Origin of the sequence: Actinoplanes oblitus (assembly GCF_030252345.1) — a bacterium.
GTDB classification, from domain to species: domain Bacteria; phylum Actinomycetota; class Actinomycetes; order Mycobacteriales; family Micromonosporaceae; genus Actinoplanes; species Actinoplanes oblitus.
Genome location: NZ_CP126980.1, coordinates 1,144,778 through 1,166,511, shown reverse-complemented (window position 1 = coordinate 1,166,511; position 21,734 = coordinate 1,144,778). Strand labels below are relative to the sequence as shown.

At 71.9% G+C, this 21,734-nt stretch carries 17 protein-coding genes; 7 read left to right on the top strand and 10 right to left on the bottom strand.

What is annotated here, in order from left to right; genetic code table 11:
- Positions 1-326: 326 nt before the first annotated feature.
- The 4 genes from Actob_RS05240 to Actob_RS05225 all read right to left on the bottom strand — a co-directional run bounded on the left by Actob_RS05240 (position 327) and on the right by Actob_RS05225 (position 4,132).
- Positions 327-1,265, bottom strand: a complete 939-nt coding sequence (locus tag Actob_RS05240) for a 3-oxoacyl-ACP synthase III family protein (RefSeq protein WP_284918920.1) — start codon at positions 1,263-1,265, stop codon at positions 327-329.
- Between the two features lie 190 nt (positions 1,266-1,455).
- The gene (locus Actob_RS05235; protein ID WP_284918919.1) at positions 1,456-2,292 is read right to left on the bottom strand and encodes an MHYT domain-containing protein; all 837 of its coding nucleotides are present in this window, start codon (positions 2,290-2,292) and stop codon (positions 1,456-1,458) included.
- A gap of 246 nt (positions 2,293-2,538) precedes the next feature.
- The gene (locus Actob_RS05230) at positions 2,539-3,432 is read right to left on the bottom strand and encodes a response regulator (protein WP_284918918.1); all 894 of its coding nucleotides are present in this window, start codon (positions 3,430-3,432) and stop codon (positions 2,539-2,541) included.
- Between the two features lie 115 nt (positions 3,433-3,547).
- Positions 3,548-4,132: a PadR family transcriptional regulator gene (locus tag Actob_RS05225; RefSeq protein WP_284918917.1), complete on the bottom strand. Its 585-nt coding sequence runs from the start codon at positions 4,130-4,132 to the stop codon at positions 3,548-3,550.
- A gap of 115 nt (positions 4,133-4,247) precedes the next feature.
- On the opposite strand from Actob_RS05225, the gene Actob_RS05220 reads away from it, so the two are divergent.
- Together Actob_RS05220 and Actob_RS05215 are read left to right on the top strand one after the other, a co-directional pair.
- The gene (locus tag Actob_RS05220) at positions 4,248-5,471 is read left to right on the top strand and encodes an FAD-binding protein (RefSeq protein WP_284918916.1); all 1,224 of its coding nucleotides are present in this window, start codon (positions 4,248-4,250) and stop codon (positions 5,469-5,471) included.
- Positions 5,468-6,583 (top strand): low temperature requirement protein A, encoded by a 1,116-nt coding sequence (locus Actob_RS05215; protein WP_284918915.1) that lies wholly within the window; start codon positions 5,468-5,470, stop codon positions 6,581-6,583. Before Actob_RS05220 ends, Actob_RS05215 begins: the two co-directional genes overlap by 4 nt.
- Positions 6,584-6,642: 59 nt before the next feature.
- Here the strand turns inward: Actob_RS05215 and Actob_RS05210 are convergent, their stop codons facing one another.
- A complete protein-coding gene (locus tag Actob_RS05210) occupies positions 6,643-7,065 on the bottom strand; it encodes a rhodanese-like domain-containing protein (protein WP_284918914.1) in 423 nt (140 codons plus the stop codon).
- A gap of 71 nt (positions 7,066-7,136) precedes the next feature.
- On the opposite strand from Actob_RS05210, the gene ftrA reads away from it, so the two are divergent.
- Positions 7,137-8,120, top strand: a complete 984-nt coding sequence (gene ftrA, locus Actob_RS05205) for a transcriptional regulator FtrA (protein ID WP_284918913.1) — start codon at positions 7,137-7,139, stop codon at positions 8,118-8,120.
- Here ftrA and Actob_RS05200 read toward each other — a convergent pair.
- Together Actob_RS05200 and Actob_RS05195 are read right to left on the bottom strand one after the other, a co-directional pair.
- Positions 8,081-8,668, bottom strand: a complete 588-nt coding sequence (locus Actob_RS05200) for a hypothetical protein (protein ID WP_284918912.1) — start codon at positions 8,666-8,668, stop codon at positions 8,081-8,083. The two genes, ftrA and Actob_RS05200, sit on opposite strands and share 40 nt — an antisense overlap.
- A 10-nt stretch (positions 8,669-8,678) precedes the next feature.
- Positions 8,679-10,619 (bottom strand): beta-galactosidase, encoded by a 1,941-nt coding sequence (locus Actob_RS05195; RefSeq protein ID WP_284918911.1) that lies wholly within the window; start codon positions 10,617-10,619, stop codon positions 8,679-8,681.
- Positions 10,620-10,772: 153 nt separating this feature from the next.
- Here Actob_RS05195 and Actob_RS05190 point away from each other — a divergent pair, with 153 nt between their 5' ends.
- Positions 10,773-12,980 (top strand): glycosyl hydrolase family 95 catalytic domain-containing protein, encoded by a 2,208-nt coding sequence (locus tag Actob_RS05190; protein ID WP_284918910.1) that lies wholly within the window; start codon positions 10,773-10,775, stop codon positions 12,978-12,980.
- 66 nt (positions 12,981-13,046) lie between these two features.
- Here the strand turns inward: Actob_RS05190 and Actob_RS05185 are convergent, their stop codons facing one another.
- The 3 genes from Actob_RS05185 to Actob_RS05175 form a co-directional block, all read right to left on the bottom strand.
- Positions 13,047-13,982: a carbohydrate ABC transporter permease gene (locus Actob_RS05185; protein WP_284918909.1), complete on the bottom strand. Its 936-nt coding sequence runs from the start codon at positions 13,980-13,982 to the stop codon at positions 13,047-13,049.
- Positions 13,979-14,905 (bottom strand): ABC transporter permease, encoded by a 927-nt coding sequence (locus Actob_RS05180; protein WP_407653687.1) that lies wholly within the window; start codon positions 14,903-14,905, stop codon positions 13,979-13,981. Before Actob_RS05180 ends, Actob_RS05185 begins: the two co-directional genes overlap by 4 nt.
- A gap of 65 nt (positions 14,906-14,970) precedes the next feature.
- Positions 14,971-16,614, bottom strand: a complete 1,644-nt coding sequence (locus tag Actob_RS05175) for an extracellular solute-binding protein (protein ID WP_284918907.1) — start codon at positions 16,612-16,614, stop codon at positions 14,971-14,973.
- Positions 16,615-16,785: 171 nt separating this feature from the next.
- Here Actob_RS05175 and Actob_RS05170 point away from each other — a divergent pair, with 171 nt between their 5' ends.
- From Actob_RS05170 to Actob_RS05160, 3 genes are all read left to right on the top strand, one after another.
- The gene (locus Actob_RS05170; RefSeq protein WP_284918906.1) at positions 16,786-17,892 is read left to right on the top strand and encodes an ROK family transcriptional regulator; all 1,107 of its coding nucleotides are present in this window, start codon (positions 16,786-16,788) and stop codon (positions 17,890-17,892) included.
- A gap of 156 nt (positions 17,893-18,048) precedes the next feature.
- Positions 18,049-20,856: a glycoside hydrolase family 3 protein gene (locus Actob_RS05165; RefSeq protein WP_284918905.1), complete on the top strand. Its 2,808-nt coding sequence runs from the start codon at positions 18,049-18,051 to the stop codon at positions 20,854-20,856.
- Between the two features lie 227 nt (positions 20,857-21,083).
- Positions 21,084-21,716: a LysE family translocator gene (locus tag Actob_RS05160; RefSeq protein ID WP_284918904.1), complete on the top strand. Its 633-nt coding sequence runs from the start codon at positions 21,084-21,086 to the stop codon at positions 21,714-21,716.
- Positions 21,717-21,734 lie beyond the last annotated feature (18 nt).

Below are 21,734 nucleotides of genomic sequence, written 5' to 3'. Positions count from 1 at the left end.
CCGACGCGCGGCTGGCACTCACGGCCCTGTCCCGGGCCGGGACACCACCACCACGACCAGCCCCAAACCCACGGCTGGCACCCACGACCCCATCGCAGGCCGCGACACCACCACCACGACCAGCCCCAAACCCACGGCTGGCACCCACGACCCCATCGCAGGCCGCGACACCACCACCACGACCAGCCCCAAACCCACGGCTGGCACCCACGACCCCATCGCAGGCCGCGACACCACCACCACGACCAGCCCCAAACCCACGGCTGGCACCCACCGCCCCATCCCGGGCCGGGGCAGCACCAGGTGGCTTGGGACGATGTGGACGGTCAGCGGCCCCAGCGGAGCAGGCAGGCGCCCATCGACATGCCGCCGCCGAAACCGGCCAGCAGCACCAGATCACCGGGACCGAAGGCGCCGGCGCGGTTCGCGTCGTCCAGTGTGACCGGCAGCGAGGCGCTGCCGACGTTGCCGTAGCGCTGCAGGGTCAGGTGGGTCCGCGCGCTCTCGAAACCGGCCGCCGCCACCAGCTCGGCGAGCATGATCCCGTTGGCCTGGTGCGGGACGAAGTGGTCGACGTCGCCGGCCTTCATCCCGTTGCGGGTGAGCAGCCGCTCCAATGCCGGCGGCACCGCGTCGGCCACGAAGTCGCGCACGCCGCGGCCGTTCATCCGGAAGTAGTGGTCGCCGGCGGCCAGCGTCTCCGGGGAGGCCGGCAGGCGACTGCCGCCGCCCTTCACGTAGATCAGGCCGTTCGCCTCGCCCCGGGAGGCGAGGTCCAGATCGACGATGCCGTACCCGTCCGGCACCGCGCCGACCACCGCGGCGCCGGCGCCGTCGCCGAAGAGCACAGCGGTCCGCCGGTCGCCGAAGTCCAGGATCCGCGAGTAGATGTCCGCGGCGATCACCAGGACCAGCGCGCCCGGGTTCGTGGCCACCAGCCCGTTGGCCACGCCGAGCGCGAAGACCCAACCGGCGCAGACCGCGTTCACGTCCAGGCAGGCCGCCCGGTCGGCGCCGATCAGGTGCTGCACCAGGTTCGAGGTGGGCGGCTGGGGCGAGTCGCCGGTCGAGGTGGAGACCACTATGTAGTCGATCTCGGCGGCGGCGACGCCGGCATCCTCCAGCGCCGCCCGGGCGGCGTGCCCGGCCAGGTCGGAGGCCGCCTCCCCGGGGGCCGCGAACCGGCGCGCCTCGATCAGGGTCTTCCGGGCGACCCACTCCGGGTCGGCGTCCGGAACGCGTACCTTAAGGCCCTCGTTGGTCACGATCTGTGACGGAAGATACGAACCGGTTCCGAGAATCCCGACCGCCACGCGTGCCCCACCCACTTCTGGAAAAGCTTGACGCTTCATCTGTTCCGAAGCCGTCAGAAGCGTATCTAGCTGCGGTGGGGCCGTGCGTATCGTCTAGCTGCCGGTTCGGTTGAGAAAGCCGGGACGGACGGCGAGGACTACCTCAGGACTGCGGGCCGCGGTCCCGGTAGGTCCAGGATCCGTTACCCAGAGTGCCACGCCCCGAGGGGTTCTTCGTCTGCCGCGCCTGCTGGGCGAGCCGGGCGTCGATCCGGGCGTTGAGGTACTCGGCGGCCGCGCGGTCCTCCTCGTTGGGGGCGGCGGCCAGTGCGTACGCCATGCCGATGATCCCGAAGACCACCGCGACGCCGATCGGCACCAGCAGTGACCCGGCGGTCGCGCCCTCGATCGTGCCGAAGTGGTCCTCCTCGATCACCGACATGGCGGACATGCCGGTGAAGTGCATGCCGTTGACCGCGATGCCCATCACGAGCGCGGAGATGAAGATGACGATCGGCTTGCTGACCACCAGGGTGAGCCAGAGCGCGACGGTCGCGGCGACCACGGCGATCGCCACCGACAGGGCGACCCGGGAGCCGGAGTAGTGGATCTCGCCGTTCAGCCGCATCGCGGCCATGCCGGTGTAGTGCATCGCCGCGACGCCGAGACCGGCCAGCACGCCGCCGATGACGATCCGGACCTGCCGGGCACTGGTGCCGAGCAGCGCGATGGCCAGGCCGACGCCGACCGCCACGAAGGCGATCACCACGCTGGCGGCGGTCAGGCTGACGTCGTAGCGGATCGCGGTGCCGACCACGTCGAAGCCGAGCATGGCGACGAAGTGCATGCTCCAGATGCCGGTGGCGCCGATGGCGAGTGCGGCGAGCACCAGCCACCAGCCCTTCTCGCCGGTGGTCCGCGCCGAACGGAGACGGACCGCGCTGGTGAGGCCGAGCAGTGAACCGAGGACGGACAGCAGATAGCTGACTGCGGGGGTCACCCATCCGTGGTCAAAGTGGTGGATCTCCGCCATGATGGCGCGCTCCCTGTCTCCTGAAGAGTTTCGCCGCGCTGCATCCTGCCCCACCCGCGTTGCGGCCGTTACCGATTGTGATCCACATTTCGTTACGAGCGCACGAGCAGATGATCTCGATTTGGGAGACAGTTGAGAGCGTCTCGTCCGCATCGCGCCCGCGGGCATTCGTGCGATGCGGTGAGAATCCGGAAATCCGGCCGAAGCCGCAGTTCAGGACGCGTTCGGGGCCTGACCGGCCGGGGAGAGCAGGCCGAGCGCCGCCGCCCGCTGCGAGTGCAGCGTCTGCACGGTGTCCTCGGTGCAGGTGCCGGGTTTCTCGTCCATCACGCAGAGGGTGCCCACGATGTGGCCCTCCGGCGAGTGCAGCGGGACGCTCGCGTACGAGCGGATGCCGCTCACCGCGAACAGCGGGCTGCTCGCGTACTCCTCGTCCGTCCGGCTGTCGCCGATCAGCACGGGTACGTCCTCGGCCACCACGATGGAGTCCGGCGACCACTCGGCCGGCACCCCGCCCGCTTCGCGCACCCACGTCGGCAGCCCGTACGACCCGGCCACCACGACGGTGTCGTTGAGCATCAGGGTGACGGCCGCGGTCGGCGTGCCGGTGAGCACTGCCAGCCGCTCGGCGAACGCGTCCAGCCCGGCCGCCTTCACGGGCCGGGTCAAGAAGTCCGAGACGGCGAGCAGCCGGGGTACGTCGGCCAGGTGTGCCGCGGCGTCCGGGTACGCCACCGGCGGGTGCTCGCCGGCCGGATACGCCGCGAGCAGATCGTTCACCGTCTCGATGAGGTGTTTCGGCCGGACCGGCTTGGAAATGGTGACGTCGCACAGCTGCCGGGCCGCGGCCGGCGTGGCGGCGGACATCATGATCATCGGGATGGAGGCGGTGGCCCGGTCGGCGCGCAGCCGGTCGGCCACCTCGATCCCGCTCATCCCGGGCATGTGGTGGTCCAGGATGACCAGGTCGGGGGCGGTGCTGCCGATCACGGCAAGCGCCGCGGCACCGTCCGGCGCGATCCGCACGGTGTGCCCGGCGCTGGTCATCACCGTGGTGAGCAGCTCGGCGATGTCCCGGTCGTCCTCCGCGATCACGATGGAAGCCATGACCCGCCCTCCTCGGTCGGCCGCACAGACGCACCGACTGTAAACCGGGCTGTGGACGATATCCCCGGAAACCCGGATAGTCGGATATGACTGCTTAGTTGCTCACCGGCAAGGATCAGGCGGCCGCCGGGACCGGGTCGGCCGCCGGCGATCCGGTCGGCCAGGCCAGCTCGGCGGTCCGGATCCGCTCCACCAGCGCGGCGATCCAGGCCAGCTCGGCGGTGACCAGCCCGTGCCAGTACCCGTGCTCCAGCGAGTGCACCTCGGTCATGTCGCCCGCCCCGGCCGGCAGCGCGGCGCGCTCACCGGCCAGCCGCTCGGCCCGCGCGGTGAGCAGGGCCGCGGCCTGCTCGGCCGGGAGCGACCCCAGGTGCGCCACGGCGAGCGCGAAGTCCACCGAGGCGACCGGGGTGTCCCGCAATCCGGTCTCCACCCTCGTCCGGAAGCCGGCCCGGCCCGGCTCGGTCAGCTCGTACTCCGTGCGGGGCGGCCGGTTGCCGACGCGGCCCGGCTCGCGCGCCTCCACCAGACCGTCCCGGTGCAGGGACTTGAGCAGCGTGGTCACCGTGCTGCGGGTCGCGGTGAGGTGCGCATACCGCTCGCGCAGGCGGGTGGCCAGGTCGTAGGCGTGGGCCGGCCGCTCCCCGAGGAGTCCGAGGATCGGCAGCACCAGACTGTTCCGTGAGGCATCCAACGGCATGAACCAACGTTATGGGCGTATACACCTAGAGACAACCCCATATTGACCTTGATCTCCGGAAAACGCCCGATCGCACTCCACTGTCCCACGATGTGGCACGTCGTAGGGTGCCAGGGTGGAACGACTGACGAACTGGGCCGGCAACATCACCTTCGGCGCGCGGCAGGTGCTCCGCCCGCGCTCCGCCGACGAGGTCCGCGAACGCGTCGCGGCCGCCACCGAGCTGCGGGTGCTGGGCAGCGGGCACTCGTTCAACCGGCTCGCCGACACCGGCGGCGACCTGCTGTCGCTGGCCGAGTTGCCGCGCACCGTCGAGATCGGACCGGACCGGCGGACCGTCCGGGTCGACGGCGGGATCCGGTACGGGGAACTCGCCACCCGCCTGCACGCCGAGGGCCTGGCCCTGCACAACCTCGCCTCGCTGCCGCACATCTCGGTGGCCGGCGCGGTCGCCACCGCCACCCACGGCTCCGGCGTGCGCAACGGCAACCTGGCCACCGCGGTCGCCGGCGTGGAGATCGTCCGCGCGGACGGGGAACTGGTCACCCTGTCTCGCGGCGACGCGGACTTCCCCGGCTCGGTGGCGGCGCTCGGCGCGCTGGGCGTGGTGGTCGCGCTGACCCTGGACGTGCAGCCGACCTTCGAGCTGCGCCAGTACGTCTACGAGAACCTGCCGGCCGCCGCCGTCCGCACCGAGCTGCCCGAGATCCTCGCCGACGGCTACAGTGTCAGTCTCTTCACCCGCTGGACCAGCACCGACGTCGACCAGGTGTGGTTGAAACGGCGCGATCCGCTGACCGGCCCGGTGTTCCACGGCGCCACCCTGGCCGACGGCCCGCGCCACCCGGTGCCCGGCATGCCCACCGAGAACTGCACCGAGCAGGGCGGCGTGCCCGGCCCCTGGCACGAGCGCCTGCCGCACTTCCGGATGGAGTTCACCCCCAGCAGCGGCGAGGAGCTGCAGTCCGAGTGGCACGTGCCGCTGTCGCACGCGAACGACGCGATCGACGCGGTGGCCCAGATCCGCGAGCGGGTCGCGGACGTCCTGCAGGTCTGCGAGATGCGGACGATCGCCGCCGACGACCTGTGGCTGTCACCGAACCACGACCGGGACAGCCTGGCCCTGCACTTCACCTGGATCGCCGACGCCGAGGCGGTGCTGCCGGTCGTCGCCGATCTGACGAAGGTGCTCGGCCCGCTGGACGCCCGCCCGCACCTCGGCAAGGTCTTCACCAGCGTGCCCGCCCTGCCGCGGCTCGCCGACTTCGCCGCACTGGTCCAGCGCTTCGACCCGGCCGGCAAGTTCCGCAACGAGTTCGTGAAACGGCTGCTCGGATGACCGAGGTGGGCACCGAGAAACGGGTGACCTGGGCCGAGCTCCTCTTCGACCTGGTCTTCGTCTTCGCCGTCACGCAGGTGTCCCACCTGCTGCACGACCACCACTCGTGGTCCGGGGTGGGCCACGCGCTGGTCGTCTTCGTACCGATCTACTGGGTCTGGGTGGGCACCACGGTGCACGCCAACACCCACGACGTGGACAACGCCGGGGACCGGCTCGGCGTCTTCGCGATGGGCGCGGCCAGCCTGTTCATGGCGCTGGCGGTGCCGTACGCGTACCAGGACCGCGGCGTTCTGCTCGGCGCCGGGTACTGGGCGGCCCGGCTGATCCTGGCCGCCCTGGTGTTCCGCGGCTGGCGGAACATCCCGATCAACACGTTCAGCGTCGCGGCCTGCGTCACCGGCCCGCTGATGCTGGCCGGCGGCCTGGCCGAGGGTGACGTCCGGCTCGGGCTGTGGACGGCCGCCGCGATCATCGACCTGCTCACCCCGCGCCTGGTCCGGCGCCGGTTGATGTCCGTCCGCTTCGAACCGCATCACCTGCCGGAACGGTTCGGACTGTTCCTGATCATCGCGCTGGGCGAGTCGGTGGTGGCGATCGGCGGGGTGGCCGTCGACGAGCCGGTCACCGCGTCCAGCCTGCTCGCCGTCACCGCCGCGTACGCGCTGATCTGCGCCCTGTGGTGGGTGTACTTCTCGTTCGCCTCGGACGCCATGCGGCATGCGCTGGACATCGCCCGGGTGCAGACCGACGTGGTGCGCGGCGTCCTGGCGTACGGTCATCTGCTCTTCCTGGGTGGCATCATCGCGGTCGCCGTCGGACTGTCCGAAGTGGTCGCCCACCCCGTCACCCACCTGCACCTGGACGCGGCCGCGCTGCTGTTCGGCGGGACCGCGCTCTACCTGGTCACCTTCGCCTGGAACCGGTGGCGGATGTTCCGGGTGTTCGGCTGGGGCCGGGCCGCGGCCGGGCTGGCCGCCGCCCTGCTCCTGCCGCTCGCGCTGGTGACGCCGGCCGTGGTCGCGGTCCTCACGCTGGTCGGGGTGCTGGTCGTGCTGAACGTGGCGGAGGCCGTCGCGGTGCGCCGCCGGACCCGGCAGGCCACGGCGTGAGCATCCCGGACGCCTTCACCGCCGATGACTTCGCGCCGGCGCCACCGGTCCTGGGCTGATCAGCAGCCGCAGGCGGCACCGGCCGGCGCGGTCAGCTCGTCGGCCGGGCGGGACCACTCGCCCTTCTCGTCGCGCACCGGGAAGCCCTCGCGCACCCAGTACTCGTATCCGCCGATCATCTCCTTGACGGCGTAGCCGAGCTTGGCGAACTCCAGGGCCGCCCGGGTCGCCCCGTTGCAGCCCGGCCCCCAGCAGTAGGTCACCACGGCACTGCCGGCCGGGATCAGCTCGGCGGCCCGCGCGGCGATCTGGTGGGTCGGCAGGTGCACCGCGGCCGGCAGGTGGCCCTGCCGCCAGGCCTCGTCGCCGCGGGAGTCGACGACCACGACACCCGGCGTGCCGGTCTCGATGTCGTGGTGCACGTCGCTGACGTCGGTCTCGAAGCGGAGCCGGTTGCTGAAGTGTTCGATCGCGCTGGTCATGCCGTCGATCGTGCCGTCCACGGCCCCAGCGGCCCAGTGGCGCGGATGTCATCCAGCGCTAAGATCCCGCCATGTACCAGGTACGCGGGAGAGGCCCGCGCGTCACCGTGCTGGCCTTCGACGGGATGTCGGTGTTCGAGCTGGGCATCGTCAGCGAGGTGTTCGGCCTGCCCCGCCCGGAGTTCGACAGCCCCTGGTACGACCTGACCATCTGTGCCGAGTCCCCCGGCCCGGTCCGGGTGATCGGCGGCGCCGCCCTGCACACCGAGCACGGCCTGGAGACCTTCGCGGCCGCCGACACGCTGATCGTCTCCGGTGTGCCGGACGTCCGTGCCGACCCGTCACCCGCCCTGGTCACGGCGCTACGCGCGGCGCACGCCCGGGGCGCCCGGATCATGTCGATCTGCTCGGGCGCGTTCGCCCTGGCCGGCGCCGGCCTGCTGGACGGCCGCCGGGCCACCACCCACTGGCGGTACGCGGACCTGCTGCGCACCCGCTATCCCCGGGTCGAGGTCGACGCCGACGTCCTCTACCTGGACGACGGCGACGTGCTGACCAGCGCCGGCAGTGCCGCCGGCCTGGACCTGTGCCTGCACGTGATCCGCCGCGACCACGGCCCGGCGATCGCCAACGCGGTGGCCCGCCGCCTGGTGGTGCAGCCGCACCGGGACGGCGGGCAGGCGCAGTTCATCGAGGCCCCGGTGACCGACGATCCGGCCGACGACCGGCTGGCCCGCAGCATGGAGTGGGCATTGGGGAACCTGGCCGAGCCGATCACCGTCGAGGTGCTGGCCCGGCGCGCGCACATGTCGGCTCGCACCTACCTGCGGCATTTCGCCCGGGCCACCGGGACCACGCCGATCCGCTGGCTGATCGGCCAGCGGGTGCACGCCAGCCTGGCGCTGCTGGAGACGACCGGGTCACCGATCGAGGAGGTGGCGGCGACGGTCGGGTTCGACTCGCCGGTCACCTTCCGGCACCACTTCGCCCGCACGATGCGAACGTCGCCCTCGGCTTATCGCAAGGCCTTCACGGTGTCCGACGGCCCCTCGTAGGTGATGCCGGCGAACAGCGCGTTCTGCCCCTCCAGCGGCCCCACCCAGGCGCTGAAGAGGTACCGGCCGTGCGCGCCCGGCTCGGTGCCGTAGCTGCTGATGATGCGCGCCTCGGCGGGCTTGGTCGCCACCGCGTCCGGGCAGGACGCGGTCACGTCCGAGGCCGCCTCCGGCGCCATCCGCTTGCCCGCCCACTCGGCAAGGGTCGCGCAGTCCGCCGCGGTGGCCGGCGCGGTCGCCCACGTCACCATGAACCAGTTGTCGCGCAGCAGCACCGGCTTGCCGTCCCGCTCGGCGCGCTGGGCGTCATCCCCGGCCGCGGGGCTCTCGACCACCTGCCAGCCGGCCGGGCCGCCGTAGCTCAGCACGCCGGACAGGGCCAGGTCCCGGTCCGCTGTCGGCGACGGCGACCGCGTCCAGCTCCAGGCGACCAGGGCGAGCACGACGACCGCCAGCACGCCCAGCGCGATCACGATCGGGCGCCGGCGCCGGCGCCGGCGCGGGGTCGGCTCGGCGGCGGCGGGGGCTTCCGGGCTGGTGTCGGTCACCAGGCCAGTGTCACTCAAGCCCGCACGTCACCGAACCGCCGGGTGGCACGGTCACCGGCTCCGCGCCGGGCAGCGGGACCTCGGCCGGCACATCGCCGTGATTGAACAGGAAGAGCAGGTCACCGCGCCGGACCGCCTCGACCCGCGCCGGCAGCCCGGCCAGCACCGGCGTCACCCCGGCCTCGGCGGCCACCTGATCCAGCACCCGGCGCAACGCGTCATCCGCCAGACCGGGCGAGACATACCAGGCGAAACCCGTCCCGAACCGGTTCCGGGTGATCGCCGGAGCTCCGGCCAGCAGATCCCCGGCATAGCGAACCAGGGTCTCGGCACCGGCCGTCTCCACCCGCTCACTCCACCGGATCGCCCGGTCGCCGTTGTCCAGTGCGATCTCCGCCCCGGCGGCGAGCGGCCGCCACTCCACCACCCGGACCCCGAGGACCTCCCGGAAGGCGCCCGGATATCCGCCGAGCCGGATCCGTCCGGCCGGGTCGGCGATGCCGCTGAGCTGCCCGATCACCAGATGCCCGCCGCTCGCGACGAACTCGCGCAGGGCGTCCGCCGCCGCGTCCGACACGAGATAGAGATGCGGCAGGACCACCATCCGGTACGCCCGGAGCCGCTCCGCCAGATCGTCCAGCCCCGGGAAGACGAAGTCGGTGGCGATCCCGGACCGGTAGAACGCCCGGTGCGCCTGCTGCACCGCGGCCAGGTAATCGATGTCGGCGGCCGGCAGTCCCCCGCCCTGCAGCGCCCACCAGGACGGCGCGTCCCAGCCGATCGCGACCCGCGCCGCGACGGTCCCGCCGACCCGATCGCTGAGCGCCGCCAGTTTCCGTCCCAGCCCGATCGCCTCGCGGAACACCGGGCTGTCCGGCCCGGCGTGCGGCACCAGCGCCGAGTGGAACAGCTCCGCCCCGCCGCGCGGCTGCCGCCACTGGAAGTACATCGCCCCGCGCGAGCCGCGGGCCACGTAGTTCAGGCTGTGCCGGGTGAGCCGCCCGGGCTCCTTGGCGTGCATCCGCCCGGGCGTGTAGATCAGGTTCGGCGCGGTCTCCATCAGCAGCCACTCGCCGCCCTGCCCGGCGGCCCAGCCGCGGGCCAGGTCGCCACCGAACGCGGTCTCCGCCTCGGCGCCGTCGCCGGCCACCGCCGGATAGTGGTCGACCGCGACCAGGTCCAGCTCGGCGGCCCAGCGGGCATGGTCCACGCTGACCCAGCCGCCCTGCACGAAGTTCGTGGTGATCGGGATGGCCGGGTTCGCCGCGCGCAGCAGATCCCGCTGCTCGACGAACGCGCCGAGCAGCTCGTCGGAGAGGAACCGGCGGAAGTCCAGCACGTGTGCCGGATTCGGCAGGTACTGCGTGGCGCGTGGCGGCAGGATCTGCGCCCAGTCGGAATACCGCTGGCTCCAGAACGCCGTGGTCCAGGCCTCGTTCAGCGCGTCCAGGTCGCCGTGTCTCGTGCGCAGCCACTCCCGGAAGGCGGCGGCGGTCAGGTCACAGCGGCAGTCGGTGCCGTACTCGTTGTGCACGTGCCAGAGCGCCAGGGCGGGGTGCCCGGCATAGCGCTCGGCCAGCTTGCCGGCGATGCCGCGGGCGGCGGCGCGGTAGGCCGGTGCCGAGACGCAGTAGGTGTCCCGGCTGCCGTGGCTGAGCCGCACCCCGTCGGCGGTGACCGGCAGCCCCTCCGGATGCGCGAGGGTGAACCACGGCGGCGGCGACGCGGTCGGGGTGGCCAGTGCGACCTTGATCCCGCCGTCGTGCAGCCGATCCATGATCCGGTCGAGCCAGCCGAACGCGAAGCGACCCTCCTCCGGCTCCAGATGGGACCACGCGAAGACGCCGAGCGACACCACCGTGACACCGGCCTGCCGCATCAGCGCGACGTCCTCCGCCCAGACCTCCTCCGGCCACTGCTCGGGGTTGTAGTCGCCGCCGAAGAACAGCATCACACCACCTTGACTTTAGTTTTGACGCTAAACAAAGTAGGCACCGTGAGCATCTCCGTCAATCCGAGCGCCGGGCCTGCGGGCACCCACTCCCCCGCTGCTGCGGCGACCGCGGCCACCAGGCGGGCCCCCAGGTTCTCGGAGGCTGACCCGGTGTCCGGCTCGACGATCGCGGCGGAGGATTGGGAGCACGCGCTGATCACCGGAAACGGACGACAGGGGGCGCTGTGTTACGGCTCGTCCGCCGCGCTGCGGTTCACCCTGGCCCACGAGCGGGTCTTTCAGCCGGTCACCGAGCCACTGCCGGCGCCGGCCACCGCCGCGGCCCTGCCACGCCTGCGGGAGATGCTGCGGGACGGGCGGTTCGCCGAGGCCGCCACCGAGGTCTGCGACCTGGCGGCAGCGGAGCATCCCGGTTTCGCCGAGACCCGCTGGATCGATCCGCTGATCGGCACGGCGACCCTCACGCTGATCCCGGACCGTCCGGGCCGCGGCTGGTCCCGGCACACCGATTTCGGTACGGGCGTCGTCCGCCAGCAGTGGGACGGCGGCACCTGCGAGGCGTTCTTCTCCCGCCCGGCCGACGCCCTGCTGATCCGGCTCACCGGTGGCGGCGGGACGCTGTCGCTCGCCCCGGTCGCCGGCCTCCCGGAGCGCCCGGTCGACTTCTCCGTCGAGGGTCCCGGGCAGCACCCGGCCGGTGGCGCGACCGAGGATCCCGCGCGACACTCGGCCGGCCCCGCGGCCGCGGGCTCCGGGCAGCACCCGGTCGGCGGCGACCTGACGCTGACCGCACGGTTCCGGGGTGCGGACTGGGCGGGGGCGCTCGACGGCTACACCGTCACGGTGCGCTCGTGGCGTACCGAAAGCGGGTTCGTCGTCGCGGCCCGCACCACCCCCGGCCTGCGACCGAGGCCCTTCACCTCGATGCCGGACTTCGAGGCCGCGCTCGCGGCGCACGCCGCGGAGCACGGCGACCTGTTCGGCCGGGCCCGCCTGGACCTGCCCGGCGACCGGCGCGCGCAGCTGCTGTTCGACGCCGGGCGATACGCGATCATCAGCAGCACCGGCACCCGGCCACCGACGTTGCAGGGCGTCTGGAGCGGCACCTGGTCACCGCCGTGGCGCAGCGGCTGGACCATCGACGGCAACCTGCAGGCGGCCCTGCTCGCGGTGCACACCACCGGTACGCCCGAGCTGATGCCACCGCTCTTCGACCTGCTCGACGACCTGCGCGACGACCTGCGGGAGAACGCCCGCCGGCTCTACCGGCTGCCCGGCCTCTACGCCCCCGCCCACCTGGGGACGCACGGCAAGCAGAACCACTTCGGCCCGATCTGGTGCCTGACCTTCTGGACCGCCGGCGCGGCCTGGCTGGGCCGGCTCTACCTGGAGCACTACCAGCACACCGGCGACCGGTCCTTCCTGGACGATCGCGCACTGCCCTACCTGCGCGAGGTGGCCGACTTCCACCTGGGGTTCGCCGAGATCGACGGTGGGCGGGCGCGGTTCAGCCCGTCCTACTCGCCGGAGAACCATCCGGCCAACACCGGCTCGCAGGCCACTGTGGACTCTGCGCTGGACGTGCAGACAACCGGGGACGTGCTGCGCGCGCTGCTGACGCACGACCCCGGGGACCCGCGGGCGCCGCGCTGGCGGGCGCTGCTCGACGCGCTGCCGCCGCACCGGATCACCGCGGCCGGCGAGCTGGCCGAGTGGCTGGACCCGCGGTTCGACGACAACCACGAGCACCGGCACTGCAGTCACCTCTATCCCTTCTACTACGCCGGGGACCCAGCGATCGAGGAGGATCCGGCGCTGCGGGCCGCTGCCGTCGCGACGGTCCGGCGCCGGTTGCGGTGGTGGCTGAGCGAGGCGTCCGACGAGATGGGGTACGGGCTCGCGCTGCTCGGGGTGGCCGCGGCCCGGCTCGGACTGGCCGCCGAGGCGTATGCCGCGCTGACCCGGCTCGCCGAGGCCTACTGGCGGCCGAGCCTGGTGCCGACCCACAACCGGGACCATCTGTTCAACGTGGACCTGGCCGGTGGCTTCCCGGCCCTGGTCGCCGCGATGCTGCTGGCCAGCCGGGACGTGGCACCGGACGGCCCGGCCCGGCTGCGCCTGCTCCCGGCCCTGCCCGCGCAGTGGCCGGCCGGCGGCGTGCACGGGCTGGTCGCGCGCGGCCCGGTCCGGGTGGACCTCCGGTGGCAGCCGGGGCTGGTGGCGGCCACGCTGACCTCACCGGTCACCCGGGACGCCGTGGTCACCTGGCCCGGCGGCACGGTCACCGTCACGCTGGCCGCCGGCGTCCCGCACGAGCTGCGGCTGCCACGGCAACCGGGCCCGGAGCGGAGCCGGTGAGAACCGCCGGGCGGGACCGGAGCTGGGATCCGGAACCCACCCGGCGGTGGATCGAGGCGGCGGCGGTCAGCCCTTGACCGCGCCGACGATCACGCCCTTGGTGAAGTGGCGCTGGACGAACGGATAGACGATCAGCGCCGGGATCAGCGTGATCACCACGACGGCCATCTTGATGGCGAGGTTGGGCGGGGCGGAGTACCCGATGCCGGGCAGCACCACGCCGGTGCCGGCGTTGGTCGGCGACTGGCCGGCCAGGATGAACTGCTGCAGGACACGCTGGACCGGCTGCAGGTCGTTGCGGTCGATGTAGAGGACCGCGTTGAAGAAGGTGTTCCAGTAACCGACCGCGTAGAAGAGCCCGACCACAGCGGTGACCGCCTTGGAGAGCGGCAGCACGATGCGGAACAGGATCCGGAACTCGCCGGCGCCGTCGATCCGGGCGCTGTCGAACAACTCCTGCGGGATGCTCATGAAGAACGCCCGGAGCACCACCAGGTTGAACGCGCTCACCGCGGCCGGCACCACCAGGGCCAGCAGGTTGTCCTTCAGACCCAGGCCGGTGACCACCAGATAGCTGGGGATCATGCCGGGATAGATCAGGAAGGTGAGCAGGAAGTAGAACAGGATCGGCCGGTGGAAGAGCGTGCCGACCCGGGACAGGCCGTAGGCGGCGAGCACCGTGACGGTGAGGCTGAGCGCGGTGCCGATCAGCGTCACCGTCGTGCTGACCAGTACCGCGTCGGTGACCTGGCCGCCGGAGAAGATCACCACGTAGGCGGACGGGTTGAACTCGCGCGGCAGGAAGACGTATCCGCCGGCCGCGTTGATGGTGTCGGTCGAGGAGAGGCTGGTGACCACGACGACCCAGAGCGGCACCAGCACGGCCAGCACCACGACGGTGATGATCGTGCCCTTGCCGAGCCGGCCGAGCAGCGTGGGCTTCTCCTCCCACACCGGCCTGCCGGTGGGACGCCGCGGCTTGACAGAGGCGAGTGTGGTCATGACTTCGAGTAGATCCCTTGCTCGCCGAGCTTGTGGGCGACCTTGTTGGCGCCCAGGATGAGCAGCAGTCCGACCAGCGCCTTGAACAGGCCGGCGGCGGCGCCGACGCCCCACTGCTGGACCCCGATGCCCTGGTAGTAGACGTAGGTGTCGAGCACCTCGGCGGCGTCCCGCCCGACCGCCTCGCGTTGCAGGTAGAACTGCTCGAAGCCGACGTTGAGCGCGTCGCCCAGGCGCAGAATCAGCAGCAGCACGATGACCGGGCGCAGGCCGGGCAGCGTGATGTGCCAGAACCGGCGCCACCGGCCGGCCCCGTCGGCGGCCGACGCCTCGTAGAGCGACGGGTCGATGGCGGCCAGCGCGGCCAGAAAGACGATCATGCCCCAGCCGGCGTCCTTCCAGATCGCCTGCGAGGTGATCAGGAAGTAGAAGGTGTCCGGGTTGGTCATCAAGTCCGGTGCGGTCATCCCGTGGTCGCGTGCGGTCTGCGCGATCAGGCCGGCCCCGCCGAGCATCATCTGGAACAGCGAGACGACCAGCACCCAGCTGAAGAAGTGCGGCAGGTAGACCACGCTCTGCACGAACGACCGCAGCCTCGGCGACATGATGCTGTTCAGCAGGATCGCCAGCATGATCGGGATCGGGAAGTAGAACACCAGCTGGAAGGCGGTGATGGCCAGGGTGTTGCGGACCGACTCCCAGAACGCCGGGGTCTCGAACAGGTACTGGAAGTTGCCGAACCCGATCCACTCGCTGGACAGGAACGCCTGCAGCGGGGAGTCGCCGGCGAACGGGTTGTAGTCCTGGAACGCGATGATGTTGCCGAGCGCCGGCAGGTAGTGGAACACCGCCAGCAGCAGCATGGCCGGGACGCACATCAGGATCAGCGGCCAGTCCCGCCGCAGCCGCGCCCCGAACGTCATCGTCTTCGCCTTGCTCGCGGCGGGAGCCGCCGTCGTGACGGCCCCTTCCACGATCGGTGAGCTGCTCATCGCCCGTTGTCTGCCAGAACCTTGGCGTAGAAGTCGCGGGCCTGGTCGCCACCGCCGGCCTTCCACTCCTTGACCACCTTGTCGAAGTCGGCGAGCGGGCGCCGGCCACGGAGGATGTCGGTGATCTTGTCGTCGGTGGGCTGCTGGATCGCCGCCTGCGCGGTGGGCACCTCGACCTTGATCCCTTCCCAGGGGTTCTTCTCCAGGTACCTGGTGGCGTCGTTGCCCCAGCCCACCAGGTCCTGGGCGTAGGTCGGCAGGTCCGGGTCGCTGACCACCACGGCGGGGCGGCCGCCGAGGAAGATGAACTGGTTGGCGAACTCCTTGGTGAACGTCTCGTTCGTCTTCGGGGCGCCGTTCGCGTCGCGGGTGAAGTGGGTGCCCTCGACGCCGTAGTTCTGCAGCTCCCACTCCTTGGTGCCGAACGGCGCCGCGGTGTAGTTGAGCACCCGCAGCAACTCCTGGGTCCGGTCCTGGCCGAGCCCCTTCTTCACGAAGGTCCACATGATCGACGGGGTGCCCTGCCAGCGCACCGGCGGCGTGCTCGCGTCCGCACCGAAGACCTTCACGGCCTGCATGTTGAAGCCCTTGCCCTCCCGGGTCTTCTCCCGCTGGGTCTCCTTCCAGGAGCCGAGACCGGTGGCGTACGAGAAGATCTTCCCGCCCTTGAAGAGCGTGGTCACGTCCCCGCCCTTGCTGCTGGCCAGGTCGGGGTGGATCAGCTTCTCCCGGTAGACGCGGGCCATCCACTCGACGGCGCGCTGGTACTGCGGGGTCTCGTACCGGTGCATGACCTTGCCGTCGGGTCCCTTGAACCAGCCGTTCTGCGAGCCGGGGTTGCCGCAGATCTGCAGGACCTCCAGGAAGATGTCGCCGAACGCCCACTCGCCCTTGTCCGGGTTGGTGAACTTCTTGCCGAACTCGTAGAGCGAGTCGAGGTCGGTCGGCGCGGCGATACCCCGCTGGTCGGCGACGTCCTTGCGGATGAACAGCGCGGTCGGGTACGGCGAGTCGGTCGGGAACGGGACGCCCATCAGCTTGCCGCCCCAGACCGAGTCCTTCCAGGCGGCGGTGTCCAGGCCGGCCAGCAGCGGGTACCCGGTCGCCTTGTCCCCGGCCAGGTACGGCGTGAGGTCCTCGAAGAGCACGTGCACGCCGTCCGAGAACCGGGCCAGCTTGTTGATCTCCCAGCCCGGGATGCAGGTCAGCTCCGGCACGTCCCGCGCGCCGAGCATGGTGTTGAGCTTGTCGCCGTAGGTGTTGCCGTCCTGCACGCTGAAGGTGATCGTCCCGCCCAGGTCGGCGCCGACCGCCTCGACGTACTTGTTCGACGACGGCGGCGCGGGGCCCCACCACGGCGTGACCGCGGTGACCGGCTTGCCGGAGGTGATCGCCTTGTCGGTGATCGCGTCGACCAGGCTGGTCGGGTACCTGGTGTAGCCGTCGGCCATCGGCCGGATGCCCTTGACATCCGGCGCGACCAGCCCGGAGTCCTTGAACGTCGGCACCACGCCGGCGGCTTCCTCGGCGTTGGTGGCCCCGCCGGCCACGCTCGGCTTCTTGCTGCACCCCATCGCCAGGGAGGCCGCGCCGAGGCCGGCCAGGCCGAGGAATGTCCGCCTGCTCGTAGACGCGCCCACGGCGCACCTGCCTTCCTATATGACTTTAGTTTGTCTAGGCTCTAAACTAAGTGCATCGAAGACAAGCTAACTGAAGTGGCGCAACCCGACAAGAAGCACTTGGGAGCGCGCCCACGCCGGAATGCGGCAAGATTGTTCACAGAGACGGCCGGCCGAGATCGGGAGCTTGACGTGACCACCACACGGGCCGAACCGCAGCCGGCCGACTTCGCCGACGTGCGCACCACCAACCTCGCGGTCGTGCTGCGCCACCTGCGGGCGCACGGCCCCAGCTCGCGGGCCGCGATCGCGGCGTCCACCGGGCTCACCAAGGCCACCGTCTCCAGCCTCACCGGCGACCTGATCGGGCATCGGCTGCTGCGCGAGACCGGGCCGGGCGGCAACCGGATCGGGCGCCCGGCGACAGTGCTGGCGCTGGATGGTTCGGCGTACGCGTCGATTGGCATCCAGGTCGCGCCGGACCAGCTCACCGCACTGGCGGTCGACTACTCCGGCGAGCGGCTGCTGCTCTGGCACCGGGCGGCCGGCGACAGCACCGCCGAGATGGTCGGGCTGGCCCAGCGCGCCGCCGCCCGAGTCCGGCAGCAGGGCCGGCACGTCCTCGGCCTGACCCTGGCGGTGCCCGGCGACGTGGACGGCACCGGCCTGCGGGACCGGGTGGCGGGTTCGCTGCGGCAGAAGGACCTGGCCGTCACGGTGGCCGGGCACGCGGCGCTGGCGGCGATCGCCGAGCGGCGGCACGGCGGGTGGGCGAACGTGGCGTACGTCTCCGGCGTGGCCGGGCTGGACGCCGGGCTGATCATCGACGGCCACCCGGTGCGCGGTGGCCGCCTCGGGCACCTCACCCTGGGCCCGGCGGGCACCCCGGCACTGCGGGAGCAGGCCGGGATCGCGCCGCTGGTCCGCCGCGCGCTGCCCGATCTCGATCCGGCCGCCCAGGCCGATCTCGCGCCCGCCGTCGAGCAGGTGGCGATCCGCGCCCGATCCGGCGACACCACCGCACTGTCCGCGCTCAAGCACGCCGGGAGCTGCCTGGGCCAGGGCCTCGCCGCACTGGTGAACCTGGTCGAGCCGGAGGTGATAGTGCTCGGCGACCACTTCGCCACGCTCGCCGAGTGGCTGATCCCGGCCGCGTCCGGCGAATTGGCCCGGCTCGCACCGGCTCTCGGCACCGACCTCAGGGCGTCCACATTGGGCCTGCATGCGGCCGCGCTCGGCGGCGCCGTGTCCCATCTTGATCAGGTCGACACCGGACGGCTCCCCGATAACGATCGATGACTGAACATGCGGTTCGCACCTTGACCTAGTCAGGACAGGGGTGCGAGCCTCAGGGAACTCCGTCCGAAACATTCGCGAAACCACTCGCGTGGATCTCTTCGCCCGTTCGTCGAAGCGCTTCGACGAACGGGCACGGCCCCGAAGGAACACGTTGTGATGACCGAATCCCCCGCTCGCGTCGTCTTTCGCGACCCCCAGCAGAAACTCGCCACCCGCGTCGCCGACCTGCTCGCCCGGCTCAGCCTGCCCGAGAAGATCGGCCTGCTGCACCAGTACCAGGCGCCGGTCCCCGAGCTGGGCATGGCCGCGTTCCGCACCGGCACCGAGGGCCTGCACGGCGTCGCCTGGCTCGGCACCGCCACCACCTTCCCCCAGGTGGTCGGGCTGGCCAGCAGCTGGGATCCGGAGCTGCTGCGCCGCGTCGGCGAGGCGGTCGGCACCGAGGTGCGCGCCATGCACCACACCAACCCGGAGATCAGCCTGAACGTCTGGGCACCGGTGGTGAACCTGCTGCGCGACCCGCGGTGGGGCCGCAACGAGGAGGGTTACGCCGAGGACCCGTGGCTGACCGGGGTGCTCAGCACGGCGTACGCCGGCGGCCTGCGCGGCGACCATCCACAGTGGCTGCGCACCGCGCCGACGGTGAAGCACTTCCTCGCCTACAACAACGAGACCGAGCGCCACCTGACCGCCAGCAACCTGCCGCCGCGAGTGCTGCACGAGTACGAGTTGCCGGCGTTCCGCCCGGCCGTCGAGTCGGGTGCCGCCGTCGCCGTGATGGCCTCCTACAACCTGATCAACGGGCGGCCGACGCACGTCAGCCCGCTGATCAACGAGGTGCTGCGCGGCTGGTCGGTGGAGGACGTGATGGTGGTGGGCGACGCGTACGCGGTCCACAACCTCGGCGGCGACCAGCACTGGGCGGACGACCAGGTGGCCGGTTTCGCGGCCGCGCTGCGCGCCGGCATCGACTGCGTCACCGAGGAGGGCCCCGACGCCGCGCCGACGATCGCCCGGTTCACCTCGGCGCTGGAGCGCGGGCTGATCACCGAATCCGATGTGGACGCCGCGGCCCGGCACATCCTGTCGGTGCGGATCCGGCTCGGCGAGTTCAACCCGGACGAGGACCCGTACCGGTCGATCGGCGCCGAGTCGATCGACTGCGCGGCGCATCGGGAACTGGCCCGGGAAGCGGCACGCGCGTCGGTGGTGCTGCTCGGCAACGACGGGATCCTGCCGCTGGACCCGGCCCGGGCGGGGCGGGTCGCGGTGATCGGACCGCTCGGCGACGCGGTGTTCGAGGACTGGTACAGCGGGACTCCCCCGTACCGCAAGACGCTGCGAGCGGAGCTCGCCGCCCGCCTTCCCGGCCTCGCCTTCCACGAAGGCGTCGACCGAGTGCTGCTGCGCGCCACCGCCGGGACCCTGGTCACCGCGGACGGCACCCTCAAGATCACCCCCATTTCCGGTACGCCGGACGAGGCGCTCTTCGACGTCCTGGACTGGGGCCAGGAGACGATCTCGCTGCGTGCCGTGGCGAACGGCCGGTTCGTCGGCTTCGACGGGGACCGGCTGACCCATGACCAGCCCGGCCCGAACGGCTGGGAGGTCAAGGAGACCTTCACGTTCGTGCCGGTGGACAGCGGGGTGGCGCTGCGTCACGCGCAGACCGGGCAGTTCCTGCGTGCCGGGGCGGACGGGCTGGTCCGGCCCGCCGTCACCGACCTCGCGGAAGCCACCGCGTTCACCGTCGACATGCTGGTGGACGGGGTGGCGGCGGCCGCGGAACTGGCCGCGTCGGCCGACGTCGTGGTGCTGGCGCTGGGCAACCACCCGATGGTCTGCGGGCGGGAGACGATCGACCGGCGGGACCTGGACCTGCCCGGCACCCAGCAGGAGCTGCTGCGTGCGGTACGGGCCGTCAACCCTCGTACCGTAATGGTGTTGACCAGCAGTTATCCCTATGCGATCGGCTGGGCCAAGGAGCACCTGCCGGCCATCGTCTGGTCCGCGCACGGCGGTCAGGAACACGGCACGGCCCTCGCCGACGTGCTGCTCGGCGCCGAGCCGGCCGGCCGCCTCACCCAGACCTGGTACGCCGACGACAGCGAACTGCCCGACCTGCTCGACTACGACATCGTCGCGACCGACGCGACCTACCTCTACTACCGCGGGACCCCGCTGTTCCCGTTCGGCCACGGCCTCAGCTACACCAGTTTCCGCTTCGAGAACCTCTCCTTGAGTACGCCCGACGCGCCGTCCGACGGCGTGGTGACGATCGCCGTCGACGTGGTGAACACCGGCGAACGCCCCGGCACCGAGGTGGTGCAGCTCTACACCCGGCAGCAACGGTCCCGGGTCAAGCAGCCCCTGCGTCGCCTGCGCGGCTACCGCCGGGTGCACCTGGCGCCCGGCGAGCGGACCCGGGTCACCCTCGACCTGGACGTCGCCGAGCTGGCGTTCTGGGACGTCACCCGGTCCCGCCGGGTGGTCGAGACGGCGCCGCACACGATAGCCGTCGGCAGCTCCAGCACCGACCTGCGGCTGACCACGACGCTGCGCGTCCGCGGCGAGGAGATCCCGCCACGCGCGGCCCGCGCCACCCTCCGCTTGATCGACAACGACGGGTACGCCGGAACCGTCCCCGTGGCAGTCACCGGCACCCCGGACGAGGCGCTGCGCAGCACCACCCCGGACGCCTGGGCCGTCTTCCGCGACGTCGACCTGAACGGCGGCCTCCAGCAGACCACCGTCCTCGCCGCCGGCACGTCCGGCACCCTCACGCTGCGCCTCGACGACCCGTTCACCGGCCCGGTCCTCGCGGTCCTCCCGGCCCCGCCCACCGCCGACCGGCTCACCGTCGCCCCGGCACACGCCCCCATCGGCCCGGTGAGCGGCATCCACGACCTGTACGTCCTCTTCGACACCCCCGATCTCACGGCAGCCACCGTCACCTTCGCCTGACTCCGGCCCGCCGCCGCCTTCTGCCGGCCTGGACCAGGCGCCGCGTCCGTGGGCCAGCGCCTCCCCCTACCGGCCCGGCCCGCGTTCGGATACCCCTGCCCTTGCCGCCGGAGCCCGGCTCGCTCCCGACCGGCCTGCTCTTCGACATCCACCAGCCCGGTCGGCCTTCTCCTGAGCGGCCGGTCCTGGCAGAGTCGGTTGGCGGCCGGACAGACGGGGAGGCAGACATGACGAGCATGGGACAGGTTGCGGCATTCGCCGGGGTGATCGCGCTGGCCGCGGCTTCGCCGGGGCCGGACTTCGCGGTGGTGGTGCGGCGATCGATGGTGGCCGGCCGGCGGCACGGCGTGCTGGCCGGGCTCGGCGTGGCGACCGGGGTGTTCGTCTGGTCGGTGGCGGCCGCGATGGGGGTGGCCGCGCTGCTGGCCGCGTCCGCGGTGGCGTTCACCGTGGTTAAGCTCGCCGGTGCGGCCTACCTGCTCTGGCTCGGGGTGACCGCGCTGCTCGCCGCCCGCCGCGGCGGCGCGGCGCCGGGAATCACCGACGCGCCACGGGCACCGGCGCGGCCGTGGGTCTCCTACCGCGACGGCCTGCTCTGCAACGTCTTCAACCCGAAGTGCGGCGTCTTCTTCATGGCCGTCCTCCCCCAATTCGTCCCGATGGACGGCCGCCCCGCCGACGTCCTGCTGCTAGCCTCGGTAGCCGTCGCGGTGACCGTCGCCTGGTTCACCACGGTCGCCACCCTGGTCGCCGCGCTGCGCCGCGTCCTGGCCCGCCCCCGGATCCGCCGCACCCTCGACGCCCTGACCGGCGCCGTCCTGGTGACCCTCGGCCTCCGCCTGGCCGCCACCAGCGCCTGACGTCCGCCGAGCGCCTGG